This is a genomic window from Leucobacter holotrichiae (genome assembly GCF_055791005.1).
Genome location: NZ_JBVUAC010000005.1, coordinates 72,882 through 95,730, shown reverse-complemented (window position 1 = coordinate 95,730; position 22,849 = coordinate 72,882). Strand labels below are relative to the sequence as shown.

Sequence of the window (22,849 nt, the reverse complement as noted above, 5' to 3'; positions counted from 1 at the left end):
CGAGGCGGTCGCGCGGGAAGCACGACTACTCGCAGTATTACTGAAAGGAACATCATGAAACGAACACTCGCCGTGGCCGCCGGGCTCACGGCCGTCGCGCTCGCCCTGACCGCTTGCTCGGGAGCAGGATCGCCGAACGAGGGCTCCTCGACTTCGCCGACCGAGTTGAAGATCGGCAACTTCATGGATCTGACCTCATGGGACACCGCTGTCGCTGATATCGGGTTCAATGGCCCTTACCTTTCTGCGGTCTGCGATCCGCTCGTCGCGCTCGACGGGGAGGGGAAGCCCGTTCCGGCGCTCGCCACGAACTGGACGGTTTCGGAAGACTTCCTGACGGTCACGCTGGAGCTGCGCACCGACGCGGTGTTCTCCGACGGCGAGAAGTTCGATGCCGATGCTGCCGTCGCGAACCTCGAGTACCTGCGAGACGGAGCGATCTCCCGCGAGGCATATCTCAACGTTGAGAGTTTCACGGCGGTCGATGAGGACACCGTGGAGATCGATCTGAGTGCTCGTGATGATCGGCTGCTCTATTTCATGGGGCTCGGCCGAAGCTACATGGCCGCACCGTCGGCGATCGAGGCCGGCACTCTCGCCGAAGCCCCCGTCGGGTCCGGTCCCTACACGCTGTCGGAGAGCAGCATACCCGGCGCTGAATATCATTTCGACCGTGTGGCCGACCACTGGGCGGCCGACGAGTTCCGCTTCGAGAAGGTCTCGGTGCTGCCGATCCAAGACGATAGCGCTCGGAACAATGCTATGGAGGCCGGCCAGATCAATGTGACCTTCGCCGACGACACGACAGTGGAGATGGCGGAGCAGAACGGTTAGTCGACGGAATCGAAGGTCGCAGCCTGGATTGGCCTGCGCATCAACGACCACACCGGCGAGCAACTCGAGCCCCTCGGCGACGTGCGTGTTCGGCAAGCGCTCAACTATGCGTTCGACGGTGCAGAGATCCTGTCCTCGCTCGGACGCGATCGGGGCGAGGTCACCAACCAGGTCTTCGCGGTCGGTTTTCCCGGTAACGATCCTGCTCTCGATGACCGATACGGCTACAACATGGAGAAGGCTAAGGAGCTGATGGCGGAGGCGGGATATGCCGACGGTTTCGAGGTGGCGATGCCGATGTCCGGACCTTTCCAGGCCTGGCAGCCCACGGTCGAGCAGGTGTTTCAGGAGCTCGGGATCCGGGTGACCTGGGATGAGTATCAGTTCACCGATTATCAGTCGAACGCTCCGAACTACCCGATGTTCATCGTCTCGCTCGCCGTGGACTCTGATCCCGTCGCGACCATCGCCCGTCAGTTCACGGTGCCGCAGTGGTACATGCCCGAACCCGATATCTCCGAGTTCCCGGAGCTGCAGTCGCAGGTCGATGCGGCTCTCGAGGCGCCGCGTGGCGAAGAGCAGGAAGCCGAGATCCGTGAGCTCAACGAGATGGTGACGGAGCAGGCGTGGAACGTCGTCTGGTATCAGTCGGCGAACACCTACGTGACGACCCCTGACATCGAGTTGACTCCGGTGACCGGCATGATGTTCCCGACACTGAGGCAGATCCAGCCCGCCGCGTGACCGAGCGGTTATCGAGCGCTCCGGCGGTCTCCTTGCGACGCGCATCGGGGAGGCCGCCGGTTCTGCGCGTCGCGCACCGGGCCGCAGTAGCGCCCGCTCGCGGCGTCGCGCCCACTCATGCGGAACCCCGCAGGTCGGCGATCAAGGAGTCGACGCTGGTGTTGATGCTGGCGTCGTTCGCGGCCTCGGGCACGAGCACGGCCATCATCTGCCAGCCCGCGTTGTGCGCCGAGACCCGGTTCACCGCGTCCTCGATGTCGACCTCCTCGGAGAGTTCGCCGTCCTCGCGGGCCTCGGTGAGGAAGCCTCGGATCAGGTCTCGCCGCCGCGTGATGTTCTCGTGGTGGATTTCCCAGAGCTCGTGGTCCTGGGCGGCACGGTCCCAGAATGAGAGGACGACCCTGGATCGCTGGGGTCCGTCAGCCTCCAGCGGCATGAGTTCGAGGCACATTTGGCGGAGCGCTTCGAGACCGCGCACGCCCTCGGTGCGGCGAAGCGTGTACTCGTGGGACTTCTGGAAGACCTCGAGGAAGGCCGCGGTGAGCAGGCTCTTCTTGTCGGGGAAGTAGCGGGCTATCGCACCATGGGCGTATCCGGCCTCGGCGGCGATCTCGCGCATGGTCACCCGGTCGAAGCCGTCTCTGATGATGATCTGGGTGACGGCTTCGACGATGTGGGATCGTCGCTCGTCATGATCCACGATCTTCGGCATGTGTCTCCGTTCGTCCCTTGAATTCTAGGGAGGAATCCAGTTTCGACCCGCCCAGCTTGTTTTCGTCACCAATTGGTGATTAATCGTTACCGGAGCGTTACTTAAAGTTGCCGCTTGGAGATTAATCTTTAGTCACCGAATGGTGATTAAAGTGAGCTCGGCGCCCGCGTCGACCTCCGCCGACGAAGGAGTCGTACACATGAAGAAGATCAACCGCCTGTGGGGTGCGCTCGCTCTCATCCCGGCCGCCGCGCTTGCACTCACCGGCTGCTCGTCGGGAGGGGGTGGTACCGAAGCCCCGTCCGGCGACGGCGACGTCACGACTCTCAAGGTGGCGACGATCGGCCTCACCTCCGACGGCAGCCTGATCGGCGGCATCGAACAGGGCTTCTTCGAGGAGGAGGGCCTGGAGATCGAGACCTCGATCGTCGCCAACCCGCCGGCCGGCCTCGCCGCGGCTCAGAGCGGCCAGGTCGATATTGCGTACTCTCCGAGCATTCCGCTGCTCAATGCGCTCGGGCAGGGCGTGGGCATCAAGGTGATCGGGGCCGCCGACGGATATCCCGCCGACCCCTCGGAGATCGACGATCCCGCTGATTTCGACGACACCGGGCTGTTCGCCGCGGTCGGCAGCGATATCCACTCGGTCGCGGATCTCAAGGGCAAGACCATCGCAGTGCCGGCGCGCAAGGCGCAGCTCGAGGTGGTCATCGCCGGCGAGCTCGAGAAGGAGGGCATCGATCCCGCGTCCGGCGTGAACTGGGTCGTGCTCGACTTCACCTCGGCCGTGGCCGGGCTGCAGAACGGCACCGTCGACGCTGCCGGCCTCGTGAGCCCCTTCACGACCGAGGCCGAGGCGGCGGGAGCCGAGCAGCTCTCCGCCCCGTCGATCGGTTTCTTCGAAACGGGCGCGACCGGCCTGTGGACTGCGGGAGCCACCACGATCGAGAAGAAGAAGGACGCGATTGCGGCCTTCCAGCGGGCGATCGTGAAGTCGAACGAGTGGGCCACCGAGAACCCCGAGGAGGCCATCCAGGCGGGTCTCGACTACACCGACTCGCAGCTCACCGTCGACCAGGTGAAGGTGCCGGTGTGGCCGACCGTGGTGAACCCTGAAGACCTCGAGCGCCCCAACGAGAAGATGGTCGCTCTCGGGTTCCTGCCCGAGCCGGTGGATCTTACCGACGTGATCGTCTCGGAGTGATCCCGTGCGAGATTCTCGACTGCTGAGGTGGGGTGTTGGTGCTCTGGGTGCGTTGATCGTGTTCGGGGTGTGGCAGGTGGTGGCTGTGGGGCCGCTTGCGGGGTCGCCTTTGCCGACCGCGGGTGAGGCGGTGGGGGAGCTGGCTGGGTTGGTCGTGACTGCGGGGATGTGGTCCGCGGTGTGGGACACGGTGGTGATGGCGGTGCTGGGGTTGGTTGTCGCGACGGTGGCGGGGGTGCTGCTGGGTGTCGGGATCGGGGTGTCGCCGTTGGCGATGCACGCGACGCGGGTGCCGTTGGAGTTCTTGAAGCCGATTCCGCCGATCGTGATTCTGCCGGTGGTGGTGCTCGTGCTGGGTCCCACGGCGGGCATGGGTGTGTTCTTGGTGTTCGTCGGGTGTTTCGTGTCGATTGTGGTGCAGGCGTCGGCGGGGGTGTTCGATACGGATCCGGTGGCGCGGGCGACGGGCCAGTCGTACGGGTTGGGTCGGGGCGAGGTGCTGTGGAGCATCGTGTTGCCGAGCGCGTTGCCGTATATCGGGACGGCGGTGCGGGTCGCGGCGCCGACGGCGTTGATCGTGGCGGTGGTCGCGGGTCTGATCGGGGGCGGTCCGGGGTTGGGGCAGAGCCTGGTGCAGACGCAGATCGCGGGCAATCAGCCGCGCTTGTTCGCGTACGTGCTCGTGCTGGGTTTGTTGGGATTGATCGTGCAGGGGGTGAGTCAGTGGGGCGAGCGGAAGCTGTTGCACTGGCATCCCCAGTACCGGAAGCAGGTGGTGTGATGTCGGTGACCTCGACCGTGCTGATCCGCACGAGAGAAGCGCGCCGTCAGCAGCGCAGCGGGCTGCCCAAGTGGGCGTTGATCGGGGCCGAGGTCCTCGTCCCGATCCTGTTGCTGGGATTGTGGTGGGTGGTGTCGGCGAACTCGACGAATACGTTCTTCCCGCCGTTGCAGACGATTCTCGAGCGGATGGGGGCGCTGGTGGCGACTCCCGCGTTCTGGGGTGATGTGGGGTCGTCGGTGGGGAATCTGCTGCTGTCGTTCGCGCTCGCCTGCGTGATCGGGGTGGGGCTGGGGATCGTGCTGGGCGTGTCGCGGTGGTTGTCGTGGCTGGTGGAGCCCACGATCCATTTCTTCCGCGCGATCCCGCCCGTGGCGCTGGTGCCGATCTTCGTGTCGCTGATCGGGTTCGGCAACGAGACCCGCATCCTGTCGATCACGCTGTCGGCGGTGTTCCCGGTGCTGATCTCCACGATCGATGGGATCCATGCCACGGATCCGGATCGCCGGTCGGTGGGCCGCATCTACCGGTTGGGGGTGTGGGATCGGATCTTCCAGGTCGCGCTGCCCGAGGCGAGCCCGCGCATCCTGTCGGGCATGCAGGTCAGCCTGATCACCGCGTTCGTGGTGATGATCGCGTCCGAGATGCTGGGCGCCTCGGTCGGGCTCGGGGCGCGCACCCTGCTCGCGCAGCAGTCGTTCATGATCGCCGACATGTGGGTCGGGATCCTCGTGCTGGGTGTGCTCGGCTATGCCGCGACCGCTCTGCTCGCCATCTTCCGGCGCCGCGTGCTGCGCTGGTACATCGCTATCCGACAGCAGGAGAAGAACCTATGACCACCACCACGACCGTGCCCCGTTTGAGTGTGCAGGGCCTCGCGAAGACGTACGACACGAAACAGGGAGCGGTGCCCGTCATCGCCGACCTCACCTTCGAGGTGCAGGCCGCGGAGATCGTGTGCATCGTCGGCCCGTCGGGGATCGGGAAGACGACCCTGTTGAAGTGCTTGACTGGGTTGCAGTCGATCACGTCGGGTTCGGCGCGCATCGATGGCAAGCAGATCGATGGGCCGCCGGAGGAGATGGCGCTCGTGTTCCAGGAGTACACGCGCTCGCTCATGCCGTGGCTCACGGTCGAGAAGAACGTGCGCCTGCCCTTGAAGCACCTGCGTCTGTCGGCCGCGGACCGGGAAGAGCGGATCCGGTCCGCGCTGGCCGCGGTCGGGCTCGCCGGCGCGGAGACGAAGTACCCCTGGCAGCTCTCGGGCGGTATGCAGCAGCGCGTCGCGATCGCCCGCGCGATCGCGTACCGGCCCGAGGTGCTCGTCATGGACGAGCCCTTCGCGTCCGTCGACGCGCAGACCCGGTTCGAGCTCGAGGACCTCTGCCTGAAGATCCGCGACGAGTTCGGCATGACCATCGTGGTCGTCACCCACGACATCGACGAGGCCGTGTACCTCTCCGACCGCGTCGTCGTGCTCGGCGAACGCCCCGCCCGCGTCACCCGCATCGTCGATATCGACCTCCCCGCACCCCGCGACCAGATCACCACCCGCGCCACCCCGGCCTTCGCCGAACACCGCACCGACATCTTCGAACTCATCCGAAAGGCGCACTGAGGTGGGGGATCGACCGGCGCGGACCGAGCTCTCACGGCGCGGATACGAGTCGTTCGGAGGTCGCGTCGCCGAGTTCGTCTCGGACTCCGTGCCGTGGTGGCCCGAGCGCCCGACCGCTCGCGATGACGCCCCGAACGTGATCGTGATGCTGGTCGACGACCTCGGCTTCAGCGATCTCGGTCCGTTCGGCAGTGAGATCCCGACTCCGAACATCGACGCGCTGGCCGATGACGGATGGGTGTTCACGAACTACCGCACTGCCCCCATGTGCTCGCCGGCCCGCGCCGCCCTCATGACCGGTCTCAACCCGCACCGCGCGGGGTTCGGCTACGTGGCGCACACCGATCCCGGGTACCCGGGCTTCACCTGCGAGCTGCCGCAGGACGCCCCCACGCTCGCCGAGTCCCTGCGGGCCGGCGGGTACGCCACCTTCGCGGTGGGCAAGTGGCACCTGACGCTCGAGTCGCGCCTGCACGACGCGGCCGACAAGTCGTCCTGGCCGCTGCAGCGCGGCTTCGATCGCTACTTCGGCAGCATGGACGGCTTCACCTCGCTGCATCATCCGCACCGTCTCGTGCGAGACAACTCCGTGGTCGATGTGCAGCAGTTCCCCGACGGCTACTTCCTCACCGACGAGCTCACCGACGAGGCCCTCGCCATGATCGACGAGCTGCGGGTCAACGACGCGTCGAAGCCCTTCTTCCTGTACTACGCGCACACCTCGGTGCACGGGCCGATCCAGGCGAAGGAGGCCGACATCGCGCGTCACCGCGGGCGCTACGAGGCCGGCTGGAACGCGCTGCGCGAAGCGCGATTCGCGCGGCAGCGGGAGCTCGGGGTGGTGCCGCCGCAGGCAGAGCTGCCCGCCGACGCCATCGCCGACGGGGGCCGGATCCCGAGCTGGGAGTCGCTGAGCGATGAGGATCGCGCGCTCTTCGCCAGGCACATGGAGGTATACGCGGCCGCGGTCGACGAGGTCGACCAGAGCGTCGGACGCCTCGTCGAGCACCTGAGGCGGCTCGGCGAGCTGGAGAATACGATCGTCGTGCTCGCGAGCGACAACGGCGGCACCGCGGAGGGCGGCCCGAGCGGCACCCGCAGCTACTTCGCCCAGTTCGGACACTCGGCTCCCGTGCCCGAGGGCTGGGTGCGCGACGTGCCCCGCGATCCCGAGGAGATCGGCGGCCCCAGGCTCTTCAGCCAGTACCCGACCGGCTGGGCGCGCGTCTCGAACACCCCGTTCCGCTCGTTCAAGTCGTCGACGTACGAGGGCGGTGTGCACGCGCCGCTCATCGTGTCGTGGCCGGCGGCTCCCGCGCAGGCGCGCGGGCTTCGGGATCAGTTCGTATTCGTGTCGGATCTCGCCCCGACCATCCTCGAGCTGACCGGGGTGCAGCCGCTCGCCGAGCTGCGGGGGAGGCCGACCCAGGAGCCCGACGGCAGGAGCGTCGCCGGGGTGCTCGCCGATCCCTCAGCCGAGGGCCGCGAGGCCCAGTACTTCGAGTGCGTGGGGCGCCGCGCGATGGTCGACGGGGAGTGGAAGGCCGTGTCCCCGCTGCCGCCTCGCCGTGAGGAGGGCGCCGCCGGCGGAGCATGGGAGCTGTATCACCTCGCCGACGATCCGACCGAGACGCGTGACCTGGCCGCCTCTCACCCTGAGCGGGTGGCCGCCCTCGCCGACCGGTGGCTCGATGAGGCCTGGAACAACGCCGTGCTGCCTCTCGACGACGACGGCACGCTGCACCGCAATCGCCCGGAGACGGAGGCGCGACTCGAGGCGCCGGTGTCGCTCGTGCCGTTCCGCCCGCCGCTCGAGCGGTTCAGATCGGCGAAGCTGACCGTGCTGAAGTCGTTCGTCGTCGAGGTCTCACTCGAACTCGAGGAGGGTGCGGCCGGTGTGCTCGTTGCCCACGGCGACCAGGGCGGCGGATACCTGGTGGCCATCGAGGACGGGGCACCGATCATCTCCTACAACGCCTACGGCGACATGCATCGCGCCCGGGGGGTCGCGCTGCAGCCCGGGGCGCGGGAGCTCGTGCTGCGCGTCGACGAGCTGGAGGGGCTGCGGTGGCGTCTGCGGCTTGAGGTCGACGGCGTGCCGTCCGCGGAGATCGCCGCGGTGCCCATGCTGCTGGGCATGGCCCCGTTCACCGGCATCAGCGTCGGCTACGACTACGGCGGGCCCGTCGATTGGGAACTGCACGAACGGCACCGAGGGTTCCGCTTCTCGGGGGGCAGGATCTCGCGGTTGCGCTACGTGCCGGGCGCGCGCTCTCGGCACGACCCCACGGTACTGCGCGCGATCGGCGAGGCCGTCGCGGAGCTCGCGGACTGAGGCGCGCGCTCCCGCTCCCGGCCCGCGCCCCCAGCTCCCGGCCTGCTCCCCCAGCTCCCGGCCTGCGCTCCCGCTCTCGCTTCCGGCCTGCGCTCCCGCTCCCTCGAGACCGCCTATTCGTATCGAGTCGGCCCGGAATATGCGCGAATCATGGGCCGGTTCGCAAGAAATAGGACGGCTCGCGAGGGGCGGGCAGGGGCGGGCGGGGCGAGGGCAGAGGATCAGAGCGGCAGCGTCTCCACCTCGAACGGGAACACGATCGCGCCGCCCGTGGCGTAGTTCGGCACGTCGGCCTCGACCGCTCGGCCCTCGGGCGAACCGAGCGCCGAGCCGAGCGCCGCCTCGTCGGCGAACGTCGCCTGGAAGATGCCGTAGTAGGGGCCCTCGCCGGGCTCGCAGATGTCGAGCGAATAGGTGATCTCCTGCACCCCGGGGAGCTTGGCGCAGAGTGGCAGGTGAGTGCTCAGATAGTAGTCCTTGAACGCGGCGCGGTCGGTGGGCTCGGGGTAGAGCACGGTGAGCTTGTGCATGAGGTTCTCCTTGAAACTGTGACGGTTCGGTGGCAGCGCCGGATCAGTCGCGAGCGTAGACGCGTCGACCGGTGAACCAGGTCTCCACGACCGTGGTCTGCACGAGCTCGTTCGCGGGGTGCTCGAAGGGATCCCGATCCAGCAGCACGAAGTCGGCTGACTTGCCGACCTCGAGCGAGCCCGTCTCCGAGGCGAGTCCCATCGCGGTGACAGCGCCGATCGTGAACGCGGAGATCGCCTCCTCGAGAGTGATCGCCTGCTCCGGCCAGAGCGTACCGGGGTACTGGCCGTTCGGGTCCTCGCGGGTGACGAGGCCGTGGATCCCCTCCCACGCGTTGGGCGAGGCCGCGACGGGCCAGTCGGATCCGCCCGCGACGATGGCGCCGGCGTCGAGCAGCGCACGGTTCGGCTGCATCTGGTCCGCGCGCTCGCGCGGCAGCACCTCGCGGATCGCCTCGACGATCGGACCCGGCACCCAGATGAAGGGGCAGATGTCGGCGTCGACGCCCAGCTTCGCGAAGCGCGCGATGTCGTCCGGGTGCACGAACTGGCCGTGGGCGATGTGGTAGCGGGTATCGGTGATGCCCTCGCCGCGCAGTGTCTCGACGGCGTTCAGCACCTCGTGCACCGAGGCGTCGCCCGTGCAGTGGATCTTCGCCGAGAGGCCGGCCTTCGCGACGCGGCGCAGCCAGTCGGTGAGCTCCTCGGGCTTCAGCAGGGTGTCGCCGTGGTGGTGGTCGCCGTGCACGTCGTCGGGGAGGTAGGGCTCCAGGAACGCGCCCGTGCGGGTCGGGGGCACGCCGTCGAGGAAGATCTTCACGAAGTCCGGGCGGTGGTGCTCGGTGCGGTACTGCTCGCCGTTGAAGACGAGGCCGTCGCCGATCTCGGCGAAGCCGAAGATGTCGTCGTTGATGAGCATCGACGAGATCACCCAGGCGTCGAGCTCGCCGGCCGTATCGAGCGAGCGCAGCGCCTCCATGATGTGGTTCGAGACGCCCGCGTCCTGGAACGCGGTCACTCCGAAGGAGTTCAGGATCTCCACGCCGCGCTGCGCCGCGCGCCGCTCCTGCTCTGGCTCGAGCCCGCCCGCCGTCTGCTGCGCCTTCGCGACGGGCAGCCCCGCGGCCTCGAGCAGCACGCCCGTGGGCCGGCCGTCGGCGTCCTGCACCACACCGGGCTGACCGGCCTCGATCCCGGCGATCTCCATCGCTCGGGTGCTGACCCAGCGGTTGTGGTGGGAGTCGTCGGAGAGCATCACCGGGCGCCCGCCCGCAGCCTCGTCCAGCTGCGCGAGCGCGTCGGCCGTGTTCACCTCGTTCAGGCGGTCGCTCGCCCAGGGGCCGCCGACGACCCAGGCGTCCGCGGGCAGCTCCGCTGCGTGGGCGCGCACTGCCTCGAGGATCCCGTCGAGGTGAGCCCCGATCGGCACGCGCAGCTCGAACAGCTCCTCCTTGCCGGCGAGGAAGAAGTGGTTGTGCACGTCCGCGAGTCCCGGCATGAGGAAGGCCCCGGCGAGATCGCGCACCTCCGTGTCAGGACCCGCCAGTGCGCCGACCTCATCGGCCGATCCGACCGCGACGATCCGCCCTCCCGCTACCGCGATCGCCTCGGCTCGCGGGTTCGCCGGATCGACCGTGTAGACGCGGCCGTTGGTGAGGATCAGATCGGGCTGTGTGGTCATCGTTGACTCCGTTCGTGGGGTGTGGTGTGTTGAAAACGGGCTACTTGCCGCAGGCGCAGCGCTCGTTGCCGCAGCGGCAGGTGTCGCCCGCGCAGCATCCGCAGCCGGATCCCGCGCAGCAGCCGGATCCCGCGCCGTCCGAGGCGCACGCGCCGCCCCCGGCGCGTGCGTCGGCCGCGAGATCCATCGCGGGGTTCCGGTCGAGGAAGCCGTGCGGCTTGAACCAGAAGCCCGAGTAGTCGACGGGCATGATCGGCCAATCCTCGGTGCGCGGGATGTGGGTGGGGCCGAAGACGTGCCACAGCACGATGTCCTCGCCGTCGAGCGAGCGGTCGGCCTTCGTCCACTCGGGCAGGCCCGCCCCCGGGGCGTGCGCATTGGGGTAGAAACCGGCCGGATAGAGCTCTTCGGGATCGTACCGCGTGCCCCACAGATGCTTCGTGGCGAAGTTGGCGCGCCCGTGCACCGTTGATTCGGGCTGCGCCGCGAGCAGCATCTTGCCCTCGGGGATCAGCCAGTACGAGGTCGGCTTGCCCACGTGGTTCGTACGGTGCGCGGACCGCACCTCCCACACCCGGCCGGTGAGGCCGTTGGCGATCCGCTGCGCCTCCTGCTCGCTCCTGAGCTGCGTGTCCGACCAGGTGAAGGCGTTGCCGTAGGGGTTGTCGGGGCCCGTCGGGATCTGCACCGCCTCGACCTCGTGCAGCGTGTTGTCCTCGCCGTCGATGGCGGCATCGATGCGGGCGCAGAAGAGGTGCTGGTGCACGGGGGTGAAGATGCCGGGTGCGATCTCCGTGCGATGCGCGTCCTCGCTGCCCGGGATCCCCGCGCCCGCGAACACGATACCGGTGGCCTTCGCTTCGACCTGGATCGAGCCGTCGAGGTAGAAGTACCAGAAGAAGCCGTAGTCGTAGTTGCCGATGGTGGCGAAGTAGCTGACGACGAGGCGGCGGCTGCGGCGCACCTCGGCATTGCCGTCGAGGTCGGTGTGCTTCCAGAGGATCCCGTAGTCCTCCTCGTGCATGCAGATCGCCTGGGGAATGCTCACCGGGTTTCCGCGGTCGTCCGGCACGAACGCGTCGAAGTAGTGGATCACACCGAGGCAGTCGCAGCCGAGGGCGAGGGAGTTGGCGTTCTTGCCGAGCAGGTACTCGCCCGCGTCGAAGTAGCTGATCCAATAGCGGCTCACCGAGGTGTCGCCGTAGGGCACCACCATCTCGGGCACGCTCGCTCGGTGCGCGACCGATCGGTCCTCGTCGCCGTCGCGGAAGCTGATCTGGTTCAGCACCAGACCCTCCTGCTGCGTGAAGCCGACCCTGAACTTCCAGTTCTCCCACTGCACGAGGCTGCCGTCGACCGAGAACGACGGCCCCTCCGGCTGCGTGATCTCGATGGGTTTGAGGCTCGTCCGGGCGGGGCCCTGCACGTCGAGCGTGTAGTTGCCGTGCGCCTCGGGCACCGGGATGTCGCCCTCGTCGTCGATGCGGATCACGCGGCGTTCGGTGAGGTCGACGTGCACCACGAGACCCTCGACCGGGTGCGCCCACGGGCTGTCGGTCTCCGAGTCGCGCAGGTAGGTGTGCGAGCGCACGATCCGCTTGCCGATCTCGTCCTCACGGCCGAAGAATCCGGGCGCGAGCGGGGAGCAGAAAGCGAGTTCCATGCGATCCTCGAGACCGCGGCGCTTCATCGCGGCCTGCCACTCCGAGGAGGCCTTCACGATCGCGGCAGCGTCCTCGTACTCCTCGAAGAGGTACTGCGGCTGGCCGTAGGGCGCCTCGCCGTTCGGTAGTACCCGCAGGCTGTCGATCTCGCCGCGCGTCACCGCGACGATCGCCTCGGAGGCGACGCCGGTGCTGCGATCGAGTAGCGTCACCCTGATGCGGCGGTCGAGCGCATCTCCCGGCTGCCACGCCGCGAGGTCGGCCTTGGGCGGATCGACGGGCAGCATGCGCGGCACGCGCGTGTGCTCGGTGAAGTGCCCCGCGTCCGCGAGGATCCGCCGCGCTTCGGCGATCTCGTCGCCGGTGAGCGGGTCGAGCGGGTGCTCGACCGTCTCGGGAGTGGTCACTCGCTTGCCGTGGGTGTGCGTGGCGTCGGGTCGATGCGGGTGGCCTGCGGCTTGCGTCATTGAAAATCATCCTCGTCGTGGTGACCGTTGGGGAGTTCCCCCTCAGTATCCCAAGCGGCTTGGCATTTGGACAGTCGAGCAGTTGACTCAGCGGGAAGAGTGCTGCGCTGCGAGTGCCCACACCCTCCCCGGAAGCGCCCGGAGCCGGGAAGATGTGAGTGGACGGGGCATGGCGATCCGCAGAACAGGACTCCGGCGAAAGGAATCTCAATGGCAGACAAGAACGACGGCGTTCAGGGGCGAGTGGTCGTCATCACCGGTGGCGGCACCGGCATCGGCGCCGCGATCGCCGAGCGCTACGCGGGCGAGGGCGCCCGCGTCGTGCTCATCGGACGCAGGATCGGCCCGATCGAGGAGGTTGCGGCGAAGCTGGGCGGCACCGCGATCGCCGCCGATGCGGCCGACGGGGAATCGGCTCGCGCCGCAGTCGCGCAGATCGTCGACGAGTTCGGCCGCATCGACGTGCTCGTCGCGAACGCGGGCGGCCACGGCTTCAATGCGGTCGGCGAAACCGATGACGACACCTGGGAATCGTCGATCAAGGTGAATCTGACGACCGCGTTCACGATGTCGCGCGAAGCCCTGCCGGCACTCATCGAGAGCCGCGGTCAGATCGTGGTGATCTCGTCGCTCGCGGGTGTATTCGCCGGCCCGAAGGTCGCCGGGTACACGACGACGAAGCACGCGCTCATCGGCCTCACCCGCTCGATGGCCCGCGACTACGGCGTGCACGGCGTGCGGGTGAACGCGGTTTGCCCCGGCTGGACCCGCACCCCGATGGCCGACGCCGAGATGGACGAGTTCATGGGGCACGTACCCGAGATCGCCAGCCGCGACGAGGCCTACGGTCGTGTCACCCGCGACGTTCCGCTCAAGCGCGTCGGTGAACCCGACGAGATCGCATCGGTCGTGCGCTTCCTCGGTTCGAACGAGTCGTCGTACATCACCGGGGCCGTGATCATGGCCGACGGCGGCGCGCACATCGTCGACCTCCCGACGCTCGCGTTCGAGCACGCCGGGATGTGAGCGACGCGGATCTGAACAGACCCCCACCACCAGGAGCGGAACAATGGAGTTTCACCACCACGGATACACCAGGGGCGAGCCCCGCATCGAACCGGTCGCTGGCGTCGGTCTGAACCGTCCGGAGCACCTGCCGGATCGGGTCGACGTGCTGATCGTCGGTTCGGGGCCTGCCGGGATCATCACGGCGGCGCAGCTCGCGCAGTTCCCGGATGTGGTCACGCGGATCGTGGAGCGGCGCGCCGGTCGGCTGGAGGTCGGCCAGGCCGACGGCATCCAGGCGCGCAGCGTCGAGGCCTTCCAGGCGTTCGGCTTCGCCGAGCAGATCATCCAGGAGGCGTACCAGCTCGTCGACACGGAGTTCTGGACCCCGGATCCCGAGCACCCGCGCAACATCCGCCGCAGCTCCACGACACCCGACACCCTCATCGGCATCAGCGAGTTCCCGCAGCTCATCGTCAACCAGACCCGCGTCGCCGACTACCTGGCGGAGTTCGCCGAGCGCTCACCGGCGAGGGGGAAGGTCGACTACGGCTACGAGTTCGAGGGGCTCGAGGTGCGGGACGGGGACGAGGAGTATCCGGTCGCGGTGACCCTGCGCTGCACGACCGGCCCCGATGAGGGGCAGGCCCGGGTGGTGCACGCGAAGTACGTCGTGGGCGCGGACGGCGCGCGCAGCCGCGTGCGAGCCTCGATCGGCGGCAGACTCGCCGGCGACCAGGCGATGCACGCCTGGGGCGTGATGGACGTGCTCGCGGTGACCGACTTCCCCGACATCCGCCGCAAGAGCATCATCCAATCGGGTGACGGTGGCAACATCCTGCTGATCCCGCGCGAGGGCAACTACCTCGTGCGTTGGTACGTCGACCTGGGCGACGTGGGCGAGGAGGATCGCGGTGCCGTGCGTCAGACCACTGTCGAGCAGATCATCGCGCGGGCGAACGCGATCATCCACCCCTACACGCTCGAAGTGAAGGACGTGTCGTGGTGGAGCGTTTACGAGGTGGGGCACCGGTTGACCGATCGCTTCGACGACGCCGACGCGCACCCCGGCGGGCACCGCGCTCCGCGGGTCTTCCTCGCGGGAGACGCCTGCCACACCCACAGCGCCAAGGCCGGTCAGGGTATGAACGTGTCGCTGCAGGACGGGTGGAACCTGGCCTGGAAGCTCGGTTACGTGCTCTCGGGCCGCAGCCCTGAGTCGCTGCTGCAGACCTACTCGGACGAGCGCCGGGTGATCGCGCAGAACCTGATCGACTTCGACCGGGAATGGTCGACGCTCATGGCGAAGAAGCCCGAGGAGTTCGCCTCCCCGCGCGAGCTCGAGGACTTCTACATCGCCACGGCCGAGTTCCCGGCGGGCTTCATGACGCAGTACGGGCCCTCGGTCCTCACCGGGGCGGGGGAGCATCAGCGCCTCGCCTCGGGGTTCCCGCTCGGCAAGCGGTTCAAGTCGGCCGAGGCGGTGCGCGTCGCCGACGGGGTGCTCGCGCACCTGGGTCACCATCACCGCGCCGACGGACGCTACCGCATCTACGCCTTCGCCGACGCGGGCGCCGCAGCCCTGGATCGCTGGGCCGAGTGGATGCTCGATTCGCCCGACTCCCCGGTGCGGCGCTTCACACCCGCCGCCGCCGACCTCGACAGCGTCTTCGACGTCAAGGCCGTGTACCAGGAGGGCTACCACGACATCGATCTGACAAGGGTGCCGAAGCTGTTCCTGCCGCGGCGCGGGCCACTGCAGCTGATCAACTACGAGAAGACCTGGGCCGCGATCCCGGGCAACGACATCTTCGACGAGCGCGGCGTGAGCCGCGACGGTGCCGTCGTCGTGGTGCGGCCAGACCACTACGTCGCGACGATCCTGCCGCTGTCCGGCACTGCCGAACTCGCGGAGTTCTTCGCGCCGATCCTCATCGAAACCGACTGACCGGAGGGAACACCATGGAGACTGCCGATCTGGTGCTGCGCGGAGGCAGCGTCTACACCCTCGACGAGGCCTTCACCGTCACGCAGGCGATCGCGCTGCGGAGCGGCGAGGTGCTCGCCACGGGCTCCGACGAGGAGATCGCCGAGGCGATCGGACCCGGCACTCGAGTGGTCGAGCTCGCGGGGCGGGCCGTGCTGCCCGGCATCGACGACTCCCACCTGCATGCGGCGGCGTGGGGGATCGGCAGCCCGCCGTACTCGCTCGACCTGTCGTTCCCCGCCGTGCGCTCGATCGCCGAGATCGCGGAGGCCGTTCGCGGGGCGGCGGAGACCACGGCGCCGGGAGAGTGGATCGTCGGTCAGGGCTGGGATGTCGGCTATCTGAGCGAGTGCCTCGACGGCGAACGCGCGATCCCGCATCGCTCCGACCTCGACGGCGTCTCGCCGGAGCATCCCGTCTGCCTCACCGACTTCTCGGGGCACATGGTGCTCGTCAACAGTGCCGCGCTGCGCCTCGCCGGCATCGATCACGACACCGTCGCGCCCGCGGGTGGGGTGATCGACCGCGATGAGACAGGCGAGACCACCGGCATCCTGCGTGAGGGAGCGCAGGATCTCGTGCAGTCGATCATTCCGCGACCCGACTACGAAACCCGCAAGCGGGCCATCGCCGACGCCGTGCGCCGGCTCAACGCGCGCGGGATCACGGCCTACACCGAACCCGGGCTCGGCCCGGGAGGCGAGGGCGTGCTCGGCGGCGCGCTCGGCGGCGACGCCATCCGCGCCTACGAGGAGCTGGTCGCGAGCGGGGAACTGACGGCACGGGTTTCGGTGCTGCTGCTGCCGCTCGCGATGGGAGAGACGGCGGATCGCCTCGAGCCGCGCGTGCGCGAGCAGCAGGCGGGGCTCGGCGACGTCGACCCGCGACTCGTGAACGTGATCGGGGTCAAGCTGTTCGCGGACGGAGTGCCGCCGAACGAGACCGCCTATATGTACGAACCTTACGGGCCGTCGCAGGGCCACGGCGCGCTCTGCGTGCACGGCGCCTCGGAGCCGCTGCAGGAGGCCGAGCTGCGCCGCGCGATCGCCACCGTGCATCGTCTGGGATTGCAGGCCGGCGTGCACGTGACGGGCGATCACGGCATCGACATCACCGTCGACGCCTTCGTCGCCGCGAACGACGAGCACCCCCGCGACGACGCGAGGCACTACGTGATCCACGGGGACTTCATCTCCGACGATCGCCTCGCGCAGCTCGGCGAGCGCGGCTACGGCGTCAACATGAACCCCGGCATCAAAGCGCAGATCACCGACCTCATGGACGCCGTGGTGGGCGAGGAGCTCTCTGCGCGCCAGTGGCCCACCCGATCCGCCGCCGAATCGGGTGCGACTTTCTGCGCCAGCTCGGATGCGCCGGTCACGGCGCCCGACTGGCTCGCGGGCGTCGCAGGCATGATGACCCGTCGTTCGAAGGCCACGGGCCGGGTTTCGGGCCCTGAGCAGTGCGTCGACCTCGAGACCGCGCTGCGGGCGTACACGACGAACGCTGCGAAGCAGAGCTTCGCGGAGCAGTGGCGCGGATCGCTCGAGCCTGGCAAGGTCGCCGACCTCGTGGTGCTCGACCGCGATCCGCGATCCGTCGAGCCCGAGCGGCTCACCGAATTGCGCGTCGACCTCACCCTCTTCGGCGGCGAGACGGTCTACGAGCGGGAGTAGCGGGCGCCTTCCGCAGTGCCCTGTCATGACGGACAAGTGACGAAAGGCGGGTTTCGCATCTCCGACCGCGGCCAGAGATGCGAAACCCGCCTTTCGTCGCGAATGGGCGGGCTACCCGCCCAGGTATGCCTGGCGCAGCAGCTCGGGATCCTCCTCGAGCGCCTTCGCCGACCCCTGCGGGTGGCTCACCCGGCCGCTCGCGACGACCATCGCCTCATCGGCGATGCCGAGCGCGAGATGCGTGAACTGCTCGACGAGCAGCACGCCCACACCCGACGCCGCGATCTGCTGGATGAGGGGCAGCAGGCGCATGAACACGACGGGCGCGAGCCCGAGCGACATCTCGTCGATCAGCAGGAACCGCGGCTTCGACGCGAACGCGCGCGCGAGCACCACCATCTGCTGCTCACCGCCCGACAGCAGCACGGCCTGCGAGTCGATGCGCTTCTCGAGCTCGGGGAACGACTGCAGCACCTCCTGCACGCCGGCATCATTCTTCGCGGTCAGCAGCAGGTTCTCGCGCACCGTGAGCGACGGGAAGATCGCGCGCCCCTGCTCGATGTGCGCGATGCCGGCCCGCGAGCGCTGCACGCGGTTCCACTTCGCGATCGATTCGCCGTCGACCGTGATGTCGCCCGCTGCGTGGCCGATCACACCCGAGACCGATTCGAGCAGGCTCGTCTTGCCGGCGCCGTTCGGGCCGACGAGCGCGAGGATCCTGCCCTCCCTCACGGTGAGGTCGACGTCCGAGACGACCGGCCCGGCACCGCGGCGAACGGTCACGCCGCTCAGTTGCAGTTCGTTCATTGCGTCATCTCCGCATCTCCCATGTAGGCCGCGATCACGGCCGGGTCGTCGAGCACCTCTCGGGTCGGCCCCTGGGCGAGCACCTTTCCGAAGTCGAGCACGGTGAGCTCGGTGCACACGGAGCGCACGAGATCGAGATCGTGCTCGATGACCACGATCGCCGTGTCGAAGCGCGACGGGATCCGGGTGAGCCGGTGGCCGAACTGCAGGTGCTCCTCGTGCGAGAGACCGGCCGCCGGCTCGTCGAGGATCAGCACGCGCGGTCCCGACAGCACCGCGGCCGCGACCTCGATGAGGCGGCGCGTGCCCACGTCGACGTTCGCCAGCTGCTCCTCCGGGGGAGGGCAGCCGAGGAACGCGAGGGCGTCCGCCAGCTCATCGTGATCGAGGCGCTTGCGCGCGACGAACCGCACGTAGGCCTCGACCGACAGCTGGGGAGGCACACGATCCTGCTGGAAGGTGCGGCGCAGACCCTTGTGGGCTCGGGCCACCGGCGAGAGCCGAGTGATGTCCTCACCGTCGAGCAGTACCGTGCCCGTGTGCTGGGGCAGGAAGCCGCTGACCGCATCGACGAAGGTCGACTTGCCGGCGCCGTTCGGCCCGATGAGACCCATGATGGAGCGCGGCTTCACCTGCAGGGACACATCGTCGTTGGCCTTGAGGCTGCCGAACTGCACGCCGAGGCTGCGCACCTCGAGCACCGGGGCGGCGTTCTCCGGGATCGGCTCGGCGGCCTCTGGCACGGCGAAGACGTCGAGCGCGGTCGTGCCGACATCGCTCGCGGCGGCCTCGGCCTGCGCGGCCTGCCGTTTCTTCGCCCGCTTGCGGAACCCACCGCGGATCACCTCGCCCAGATTCGAGCCGCCCGTGATCGCCTGGATGCCGAGCAGACCGAAGATGACGAAGCCCCAGTCCTGGGGCACGCCCCAGCGCTTCAGCAGCTCGGGCACGAGCACCCAGAGCACACCGCCGAAGATGGCCATGTCGATGAGGTAGGCGCCGCTCATCACCGCCAGGATGTAGAGCGCGAGCGACATGATGGGCGTGAAGCTCGAGGCGTAGGGGATCCCGACCTGGCCGGCGAGCAGACCGCCCGAGACACCGCCGAGCGCCGCGCTGACGGCGAACGCCGACAGCTTCGCCATGCGCACGCTCTGGCCGACCGCGGCGGTGCCGCGCTCGGAGAAGGCGACGGCCTTCCAACTGCTGCCGACCCGGCTGCGCTGCACGAGGAACACGAGGTAGGTGCAGACGACCAGCACGATGATCGAGAAGAAGAAGTACTCGCGATCGCTCGAGAAGAGCCCGGGCCGCTCGACCGAGAGGCCCTCCTTCTGACCGGGGAACTGGGTCTGCACGAGCAGCACGTCCACTGCCGCTGCGGCGCCGAGGGTGACGACCGCCAGGTTGACTCCGCGCAGACGCAGCGCGGGCAGACCGAGCAGGATGCCGGCGACCGCGGCGACGACCGCTCCGGCGAGCAGCCACACGATGAACCCGCCGGGAGCCTCGTTCTGATTGAGGAAGGTGACGACCCACGCGCCGATGGCGCTGAACGTGAGCTGGCAGAGCGCGATGATGCCGGCCGAACCCGTGACGATGCCAAGGCCGAGCAGCGAGATCGTGGCGGTGACCATGCTGATGGCGAGGTAGACGACGTAGCCGGAGAGCCCGACGCTCAGGGCCCAGCCGATGCCGAGGCCGATGACCGCGATGGCGATGGGCAGGACAGTGCGCAGGCGCCGATTAGCGAGCAGCATCCCACACCTCCTTTCGCTGCGACCACAGCAGCAGGATGACGATGAAGATGAGCGGCACGAAGTTTCGCACCAGCGTGAGCTCGTTGACCTGGGCGACCATGCCGTTGATGAGTCCGAGCAGCAGGCCGCCCGCGACCGCGAGGTCGAGCCGCTTGAATCCTCCGAGCAGGGCGGCCGCGGCGGCGGGGATGATGAGCATCGAGAGCGTCACCGCGTCGTTCGACTGGGTCGGAGCGATGATGAGGATCGTGACGGCACTGATCGCGCCGGTCACCGCCCACACTCCGATGGCCAGAGGCTTCGACGAGATGCCGATGAGCTCTGCCGTGGTGGGGCGGTCGGAGAGCGCGCGGAGCTTCGTGCCGATGGTCGTCTTGCGCAGCACCAGCGCTGCGGCGACGGCGACGAGGATCGCGAGTGTCACGGTGATCACCGTCACCCAGCTCACCACGACCCCGGCGATGCTGAACGCCGGCCCGTTGAAGATCGGAGCGAAGGGCTGCGGCTTGTTGCCGAAGAGGATGTAGGAGAGCGACATCAGCAGCAGGAAGGGGCCCACCGTCATCGCGGATCGCGTGGACAGATCGGCCTCGGACAGCCAGGTGGCGGCGATCCAGCCGATGAGAGCCGAGAGCAGCGCGCCGACCAGGATGCCGGCGATGGTGGCGAGCCACACGGGCATGCCCAACTTGCTGGCGAACCACACCGCGACGAACGCGGCGAACATGCCGGTCGCAGCCTGGGCGAAATTGACGACGCGCACGAGGCGCGACATGAGCGTGAGCGTGACCGCGAACACCGCGTACACGCCACCGGCGGCGAGACCCGAGAGCGCGCCCTGCAGCAGGGCTCCGCCGTTCACGATCGCCTCCCCGGTGAGTGGTGGGAACTGAGAAGCATGGGAATCCTTCGATATCTGAAACGGAGGCACCCGGTGCGGCGGAAGGGAGTTCCCTCCGCCGCACCGGGTAGAAGACCGGAGAGGTCTTACTGAGCGGGGATCATCAGCCAGTCCTCAGCGGCCTTCTCCCAGGCGTTGGTGCCCGACTGCAGGGTGACGGGCCAGCCGCCCGGCTCGTAGTCCTGAGCAGCCATCTTGTCGAACTGGTAGGGGTAGGCGAGCATGGGGGTCTCGATCGGATCCATGTTCTTGAGCGCCTCGTTGACGCTCTCGCGGGTGATGTCGCCGTCGATGCCCTCGAGCACCTCGACCATGAAGGTCGCGGCGAGGTAGCCGCCCTGGCTGAACGAGGTGAGCGTGATGTCGTTCTCCTCCATCAGCGCCTTCCAGTCGGCGTTGACGTCGCTGTCCTCGGTGAAGGGGTAGAACTCCGCGGGTACGTAGACGCCGGCCGCGCTGTTGTCGATCGCCTGGGCGAAGCTCTCGCTGTACACCGAGGTGAGCATCAGGAAGGTGACGTCGTCCCAGCCCTGCTGGTTCGCAGCCTTGATCATGCCGATCGCGTCGGGCTCGACGTTGTTGGTGACGATGCCGTCGCAGCCGGCCTCCCTCGCCTTCACGACGTAGGGGGTGTAGTCGGCGCCGCCGTAGGGCACGGTGTCGTCGACGTACAGGGGCTCCTTGCCGGTGATCTCGCTCCAGCGGTCGACACCGGCCTGGTAGGCGGGGCCGGTGGAGCCGATGACGCTGGTCAGCACGCAGAGGTTCTCGAGGCCGAGCTCTTCAGAGCCGTACAGCATCGTGAGCGTGGTGTCGTTGAACGGGCCGATGTTGGCCGCGCCGATGTTCGGCGAGTTGAAGCAGCCGGGGTCGACGCCGATGCCCTGGATCGAGCGCACGTCCTCCTGCTCGTAGTACTTCGCGTTGATCTCGCAGTCGAGCAGCGAGGCGCCGCCGACGAGCGCGACGACCTCGTCGCTGCCCACCAGCTCTCGCGCAGAGGCCGTCGCGGTGGCCGGGTCGGCCTTGTCGTCGGTGATCTTGTACTCGATCTGGCGGCCGTTGATGCCGCCCTCGGCGTTGACCTTGTCGAAGACGGCGGCCGCAGCCTCGGACGCCTCGGGGAAGGTGGCGGGGCCGCTGATGGTGTTGACGGAGCCGAGCTTGATCGGCCCGCCGTCACCGCCATCGCTGCCCGCGCAACCGCTCAGCACGAGTGCTGCTGCCGCGGTCAGCGCGGCAGCGCCCAGGATGCGTGATTTCATGGTGTGTCCTCTCGGATGGATGAAGGGGTGCTGCAAGAAGAAGGTGCGATCAGACCGGCTGCGCGTCCGGGTACCGGACGGTGCCGATGGGATAGATGTGGCCGCCGGCGCGGGAGTGCTCCGTCTCGCCGTCGCCGTTGATGCCCAGGAAGATGCCCGTGGTCATGAGGTTGTAGCCCAGATCGTGCAACCACACGCTCGCGACCGAGATGCGGAACTCGCGGAAGCAGAAGAGGTAGAGACCGTCGTCGAGCTTCCATACGGTCGACAGGTCCATATCGCCGTGGCCGCGCTGCACACCCTGCAGGTTCTGCCAGGCGTAGCGCTCCGTCGACATGTAGACGTGCTCGTAGAGGTGCTCGGGGCTGTAGCGGTAGAGGTTGCGCATGCCGATGAGGTCGCGCGATTCGCCCGGCTCATCGCCGATCGCCTCGGCGCCGTCGAGCGTGGCGGCGTGGAAAACCTGCTTCACCTGGGGCTCGCCCTCGACGTGCTCGGCGTCGATGTGCGAGTGGGTGACGATGGCTCGGCCGGTGCGCTCGGACCAGACGACGGTGACGGCCTCGCGGTCCCGCGATTCCAGGGGCAGGTTCAGGAAGAACACGTCCTTCCGCACCTGCACGGCGTCGTAGGGATCGGTCGCGTCCGCCTCGGCGATGGTGCCGCTCGCGCTCCACCTCGCCGTGTCCGAGCCGAAAGCGAGCGAGAGCGAACTGCCGTCATCGAGGGTGAGTGAGAGCTCTCGGCCATCGAGCGACACGTTCGGTAGGCGGTACGTGTCGATGCCCGCCGCGAACTCGTCGTAGGTGGCCCACTCGTCGACGCCGCGACGCTCTTCCGTGAACTCTGCGATCTCTGCTTCTGTCATCTGCTTCGTC

At 68.2% G+C, this 22,849-nt stretch carries 17 protein-coding genes and 1 pseudogene; 9 read left to right on the top strand and 9 right to left on the bottom strand.

Annotation, left to right across the window (positions count from 1 at the left end; genetic code table 11):
- Positions 1–54 precede the first annotated feature (54 nt).
- A pseudogene (locus AC0KXF_RS08195) lies at positions 55–1,578 on the top strand (ABC transporter substrate-binding protein).
- Between the two features lie 115 nt (positions 1,579–1,693).
- On the opposite strand, the gene AC0KXF_RS08190 reads toward AC0KXF_RS08195, so the two are convergent.
- Positions 1,694–2,290 (bottom strand): TetR/AcrR family transcriptional regulator, encoded by a 597-nt coding sequence (locus AC0KXF_RS08190; RefSeq protein ID WP_473108711.1) that lies wholly within the window; start codon positions 2,288–2,290, stop codon positions 1,694–1,696.
- A gap of 199 nt (positions 2,291–2,489) precedes the next feature.
- Between AC0KXF_RS08190 and AC0KXF_RS08185 the strand changes: the two genes are divergently transcribed.
- The 5 genes from AC0KXF_RS08185 to AC0KXF_RS08165 are packed head-to-tail and all read left to right on the top strand — an operon-like array spanning position 2,490 to position 8,228.
- Positions 2,490–3,494, top strand: a complete 1,005-nt coding sequence (locus AC0KXF_RS08185) for an ABC transporter substrate-binding protein (RefSeq protein WP_473108710.1) — start codon at positions 2,490–2,492, stop codon at positions 3,492–3,494.
- Between the two features lie 58 nt (positions 3,495–3,552).
- Positions 3,553–4,275, top strand: a complete 723-nt coding sequence (locus tag AC0KXF_RS08180; RefSeq protein WP_473108848.1) for an ABC transporter permease — start codon at positions 3,553–3,555, stop codon at positions 4,273–4,275.
- Positions 4,275–5,111: an ABC transporter permease gene (locus AC0KXF_RS08175; protein ID WP_473108709.1), complete on the top strand. Its 837-nt coding sequence runs from the start codon at positions 4,275–4,277 to the stop codon at positions 5,109–5,111. The genes AC0KXF_RS08180 and AC0KXF_RS08175 overlap by 1 nt, the downstream gene beginning before the upstream one ends.
- Positions 5,108–5,893, top strand: a complete 786-nt coding sequence (locus tag AC0KXF_RS08170) for an ABC transporter ATP-binding protein (protein WP_473108708.1) — start codon at positions 5,108–5,110, stop codon at positions 5,891–5,893. The genes AC0KXF_RS08175 and AC0KXF_RS08170 overlap by 4 nt, the downstream gene beginning before the upstream one ends.
- 1 nt (position 5,894) lies before the next feature.
- On the top strand, positions 5,895–8,228 hold the full coding sequence (locus AC0KXF_RS08165; protein ID WP_473108707.1) for an arylsulfatase: 2,334 nt from the start codon (positions 5,895–5,897) through the stop codon (positions 8,226–8,228).
- Positions 8,229–8,449: 221 nt separating this feature from the next.
- Here the strand turns inward: AC0KXF_RS08165 and AC0KXF_RS08160 are convergent, their stop codons facing one another.
- The 3 genes from AC0KXF_RS08160 to AC0KXF_RS08150 are packed head-to-tail and all read right to left on the bottom strand — an operon-like array spanning position 8,450 to position 12,570.
- The gene (locus AC0KXF_RS08160; protein WP_473108706.1) at positions 8,450–8,758 is read right to left on the bottom strand and encodes an EthD family reductase; all 309 of its coding nucleotides are present in this window, start codon (positions 8,756–8,758) and stop codon (positions 8,450–8,452) included.
- A 43-nt stretch (positions 8,759–8,801) separates the two neighbouring features.
- The gene (locus AC0KXF_RS08155; RefSeq protein ID WP_473108705.1) at positions 8,802–10,439 is read right to left on the bottom strand and encodes an amidohydrolase; all 1,638 of its coding nucleotides are present in this window, start codon (positions 10,437–10,439) and stop codon (positions 8,802–8,804) included.
- 40 nt (positions 10,440–10,479) lie between these two features.
- Positions 10,480–12,570: a primary-amine oxidase gene (locus AC0KXF_RS08150; RefSeq protein ID WP_473108704.1), complete on the bottom strand. Its 2,091-nt coding sequence runs from the start codon at positions 12,568–12,570 to the stop codon at positions 10,480–10,482.
- Between the two features lie 210 nt (positions 12,571–12,780).
- On the opposite strand from AC0KXF_RS08150, the gene AC0KXF_RS08145 reads away from it, so the two are divergent.
- From AC0KXF_RS08145 to AC0KXF_RS08135, 3 genes are read left to right on the top strand one after another with little or no spacing between them, the layout of a single operon-like run.
- On the top strand, positions 12,781–13,596 hold the full coding sequence (locus AC0KXF_RS08145) for an SDR family NAD(P)-dependent oxidoreductase (protein WP_473108703.1): 816 nt from the start codon (positions 12,781–12,783) through the stop codon (positions 13,594–13,596).
- Between the two features lie 43 nt (positions 13,597–13,639).
- Positions 13,640–15,523 (top strand): FAD-dependent monooxygenase, encoded by a 1,884-nt coding sequence (locus tag AC0KXF_RS08140; protein ID WP_473108702.1) that lies wholly within the window; start codon positions 13,640–13,642, stop codon positions 15,521–15,523.
- A 14-nt stretch (positions 15,524–15,537) separates the two neighbouring features.
- Positions 15,538–17,238 carry an amidohydrolase gene (locus tag AC0KXF_RS08135; protein ID WP_473108701.1) on the top strand — a complete coding sequence of 567 codons (1,701 nt, stop codon included), beginning with the start codon at positions 15,538–15,540 and terminating at the stop codon, positions 17,236–17,238.
- 111 nt (positions 17,239–17,349) lie between these two features.
- Here the strand turns inward: AC0KXF_RS08135 and AC0KXF_RS08130 are convergent, their stop codons facing one another.
- From AC0KXF_RS08130 to AC0KXF_RS08110, 5 genes are all read right to left on the bottom strand, one after another.
- Positions 17,350–18,045, bottom strand: coding sequence for an ABC transporter ATP-binding protein (locus AC0KXF_RS08130; protein ID WP_223043513.1), 696 nt, complete (start codon positions 18,043–18,045; stop codon positions 17,350–17,352).
- Positions 18,042–19,805: a branched-chain amino acid ABC transporter ATP-binding protein/permease gene (locus AC0KXF_RS08125; RefSeq protein WP_473108700.1), complete on the bottom strand. Its 1,764-nt coding sequence runs from the start codon at positions 19,803–19,805 to the stop codon at positions 18,042–18,044. The genes AC0KXF_RS08130 and AC0KXF_RS08125 overlap by 4 nt, the downstream gene beginning before the upstream one ends.
- Positions 19,792–20,667: a branched-chain amino acid ABC transporter permease gene (locus AC0KXF_RS08120; RefSeq protein ID WP_473108699.1), complete on the bottom strand. Its 876-nt coding sequence runs from the start codon at positions 20,665–20,667 to the stop codon at positions 19,792–19,794. The genes AC0KXF_RS08125 and AC0KXF_RS08120 overlap by 14 nt, the downstream gene beginning before the upstream one ends.
- 125 nt (positions 20,668–20,792) lie before the next feature.
- Positions 20,793–21,971, bottom strand: a complete 1,179-nt coding sequence (locus AC0KXF_RS08115) for an ABC transporter substrate-binding protein (protein WP_473108698.1) — start codon at positions 21,969–21,971, stop codon at positions 20,793–20,795.
- 49 nt (positions 21,972–22,020) lie between these two features.
- Complete coding sequence (locus AC0KXF_RS08110; protein WP_473108697.1) at positions 22,021–22,839, bottom strand: MoaF C-terminal domain-containing protein; 819 nt, start codon at positions 22,837–22,839, stop codon at positions 22,021–22,023.
- Between the last annotated feature and the right edge of the window lie 10 nt (positions 22,840–22,849).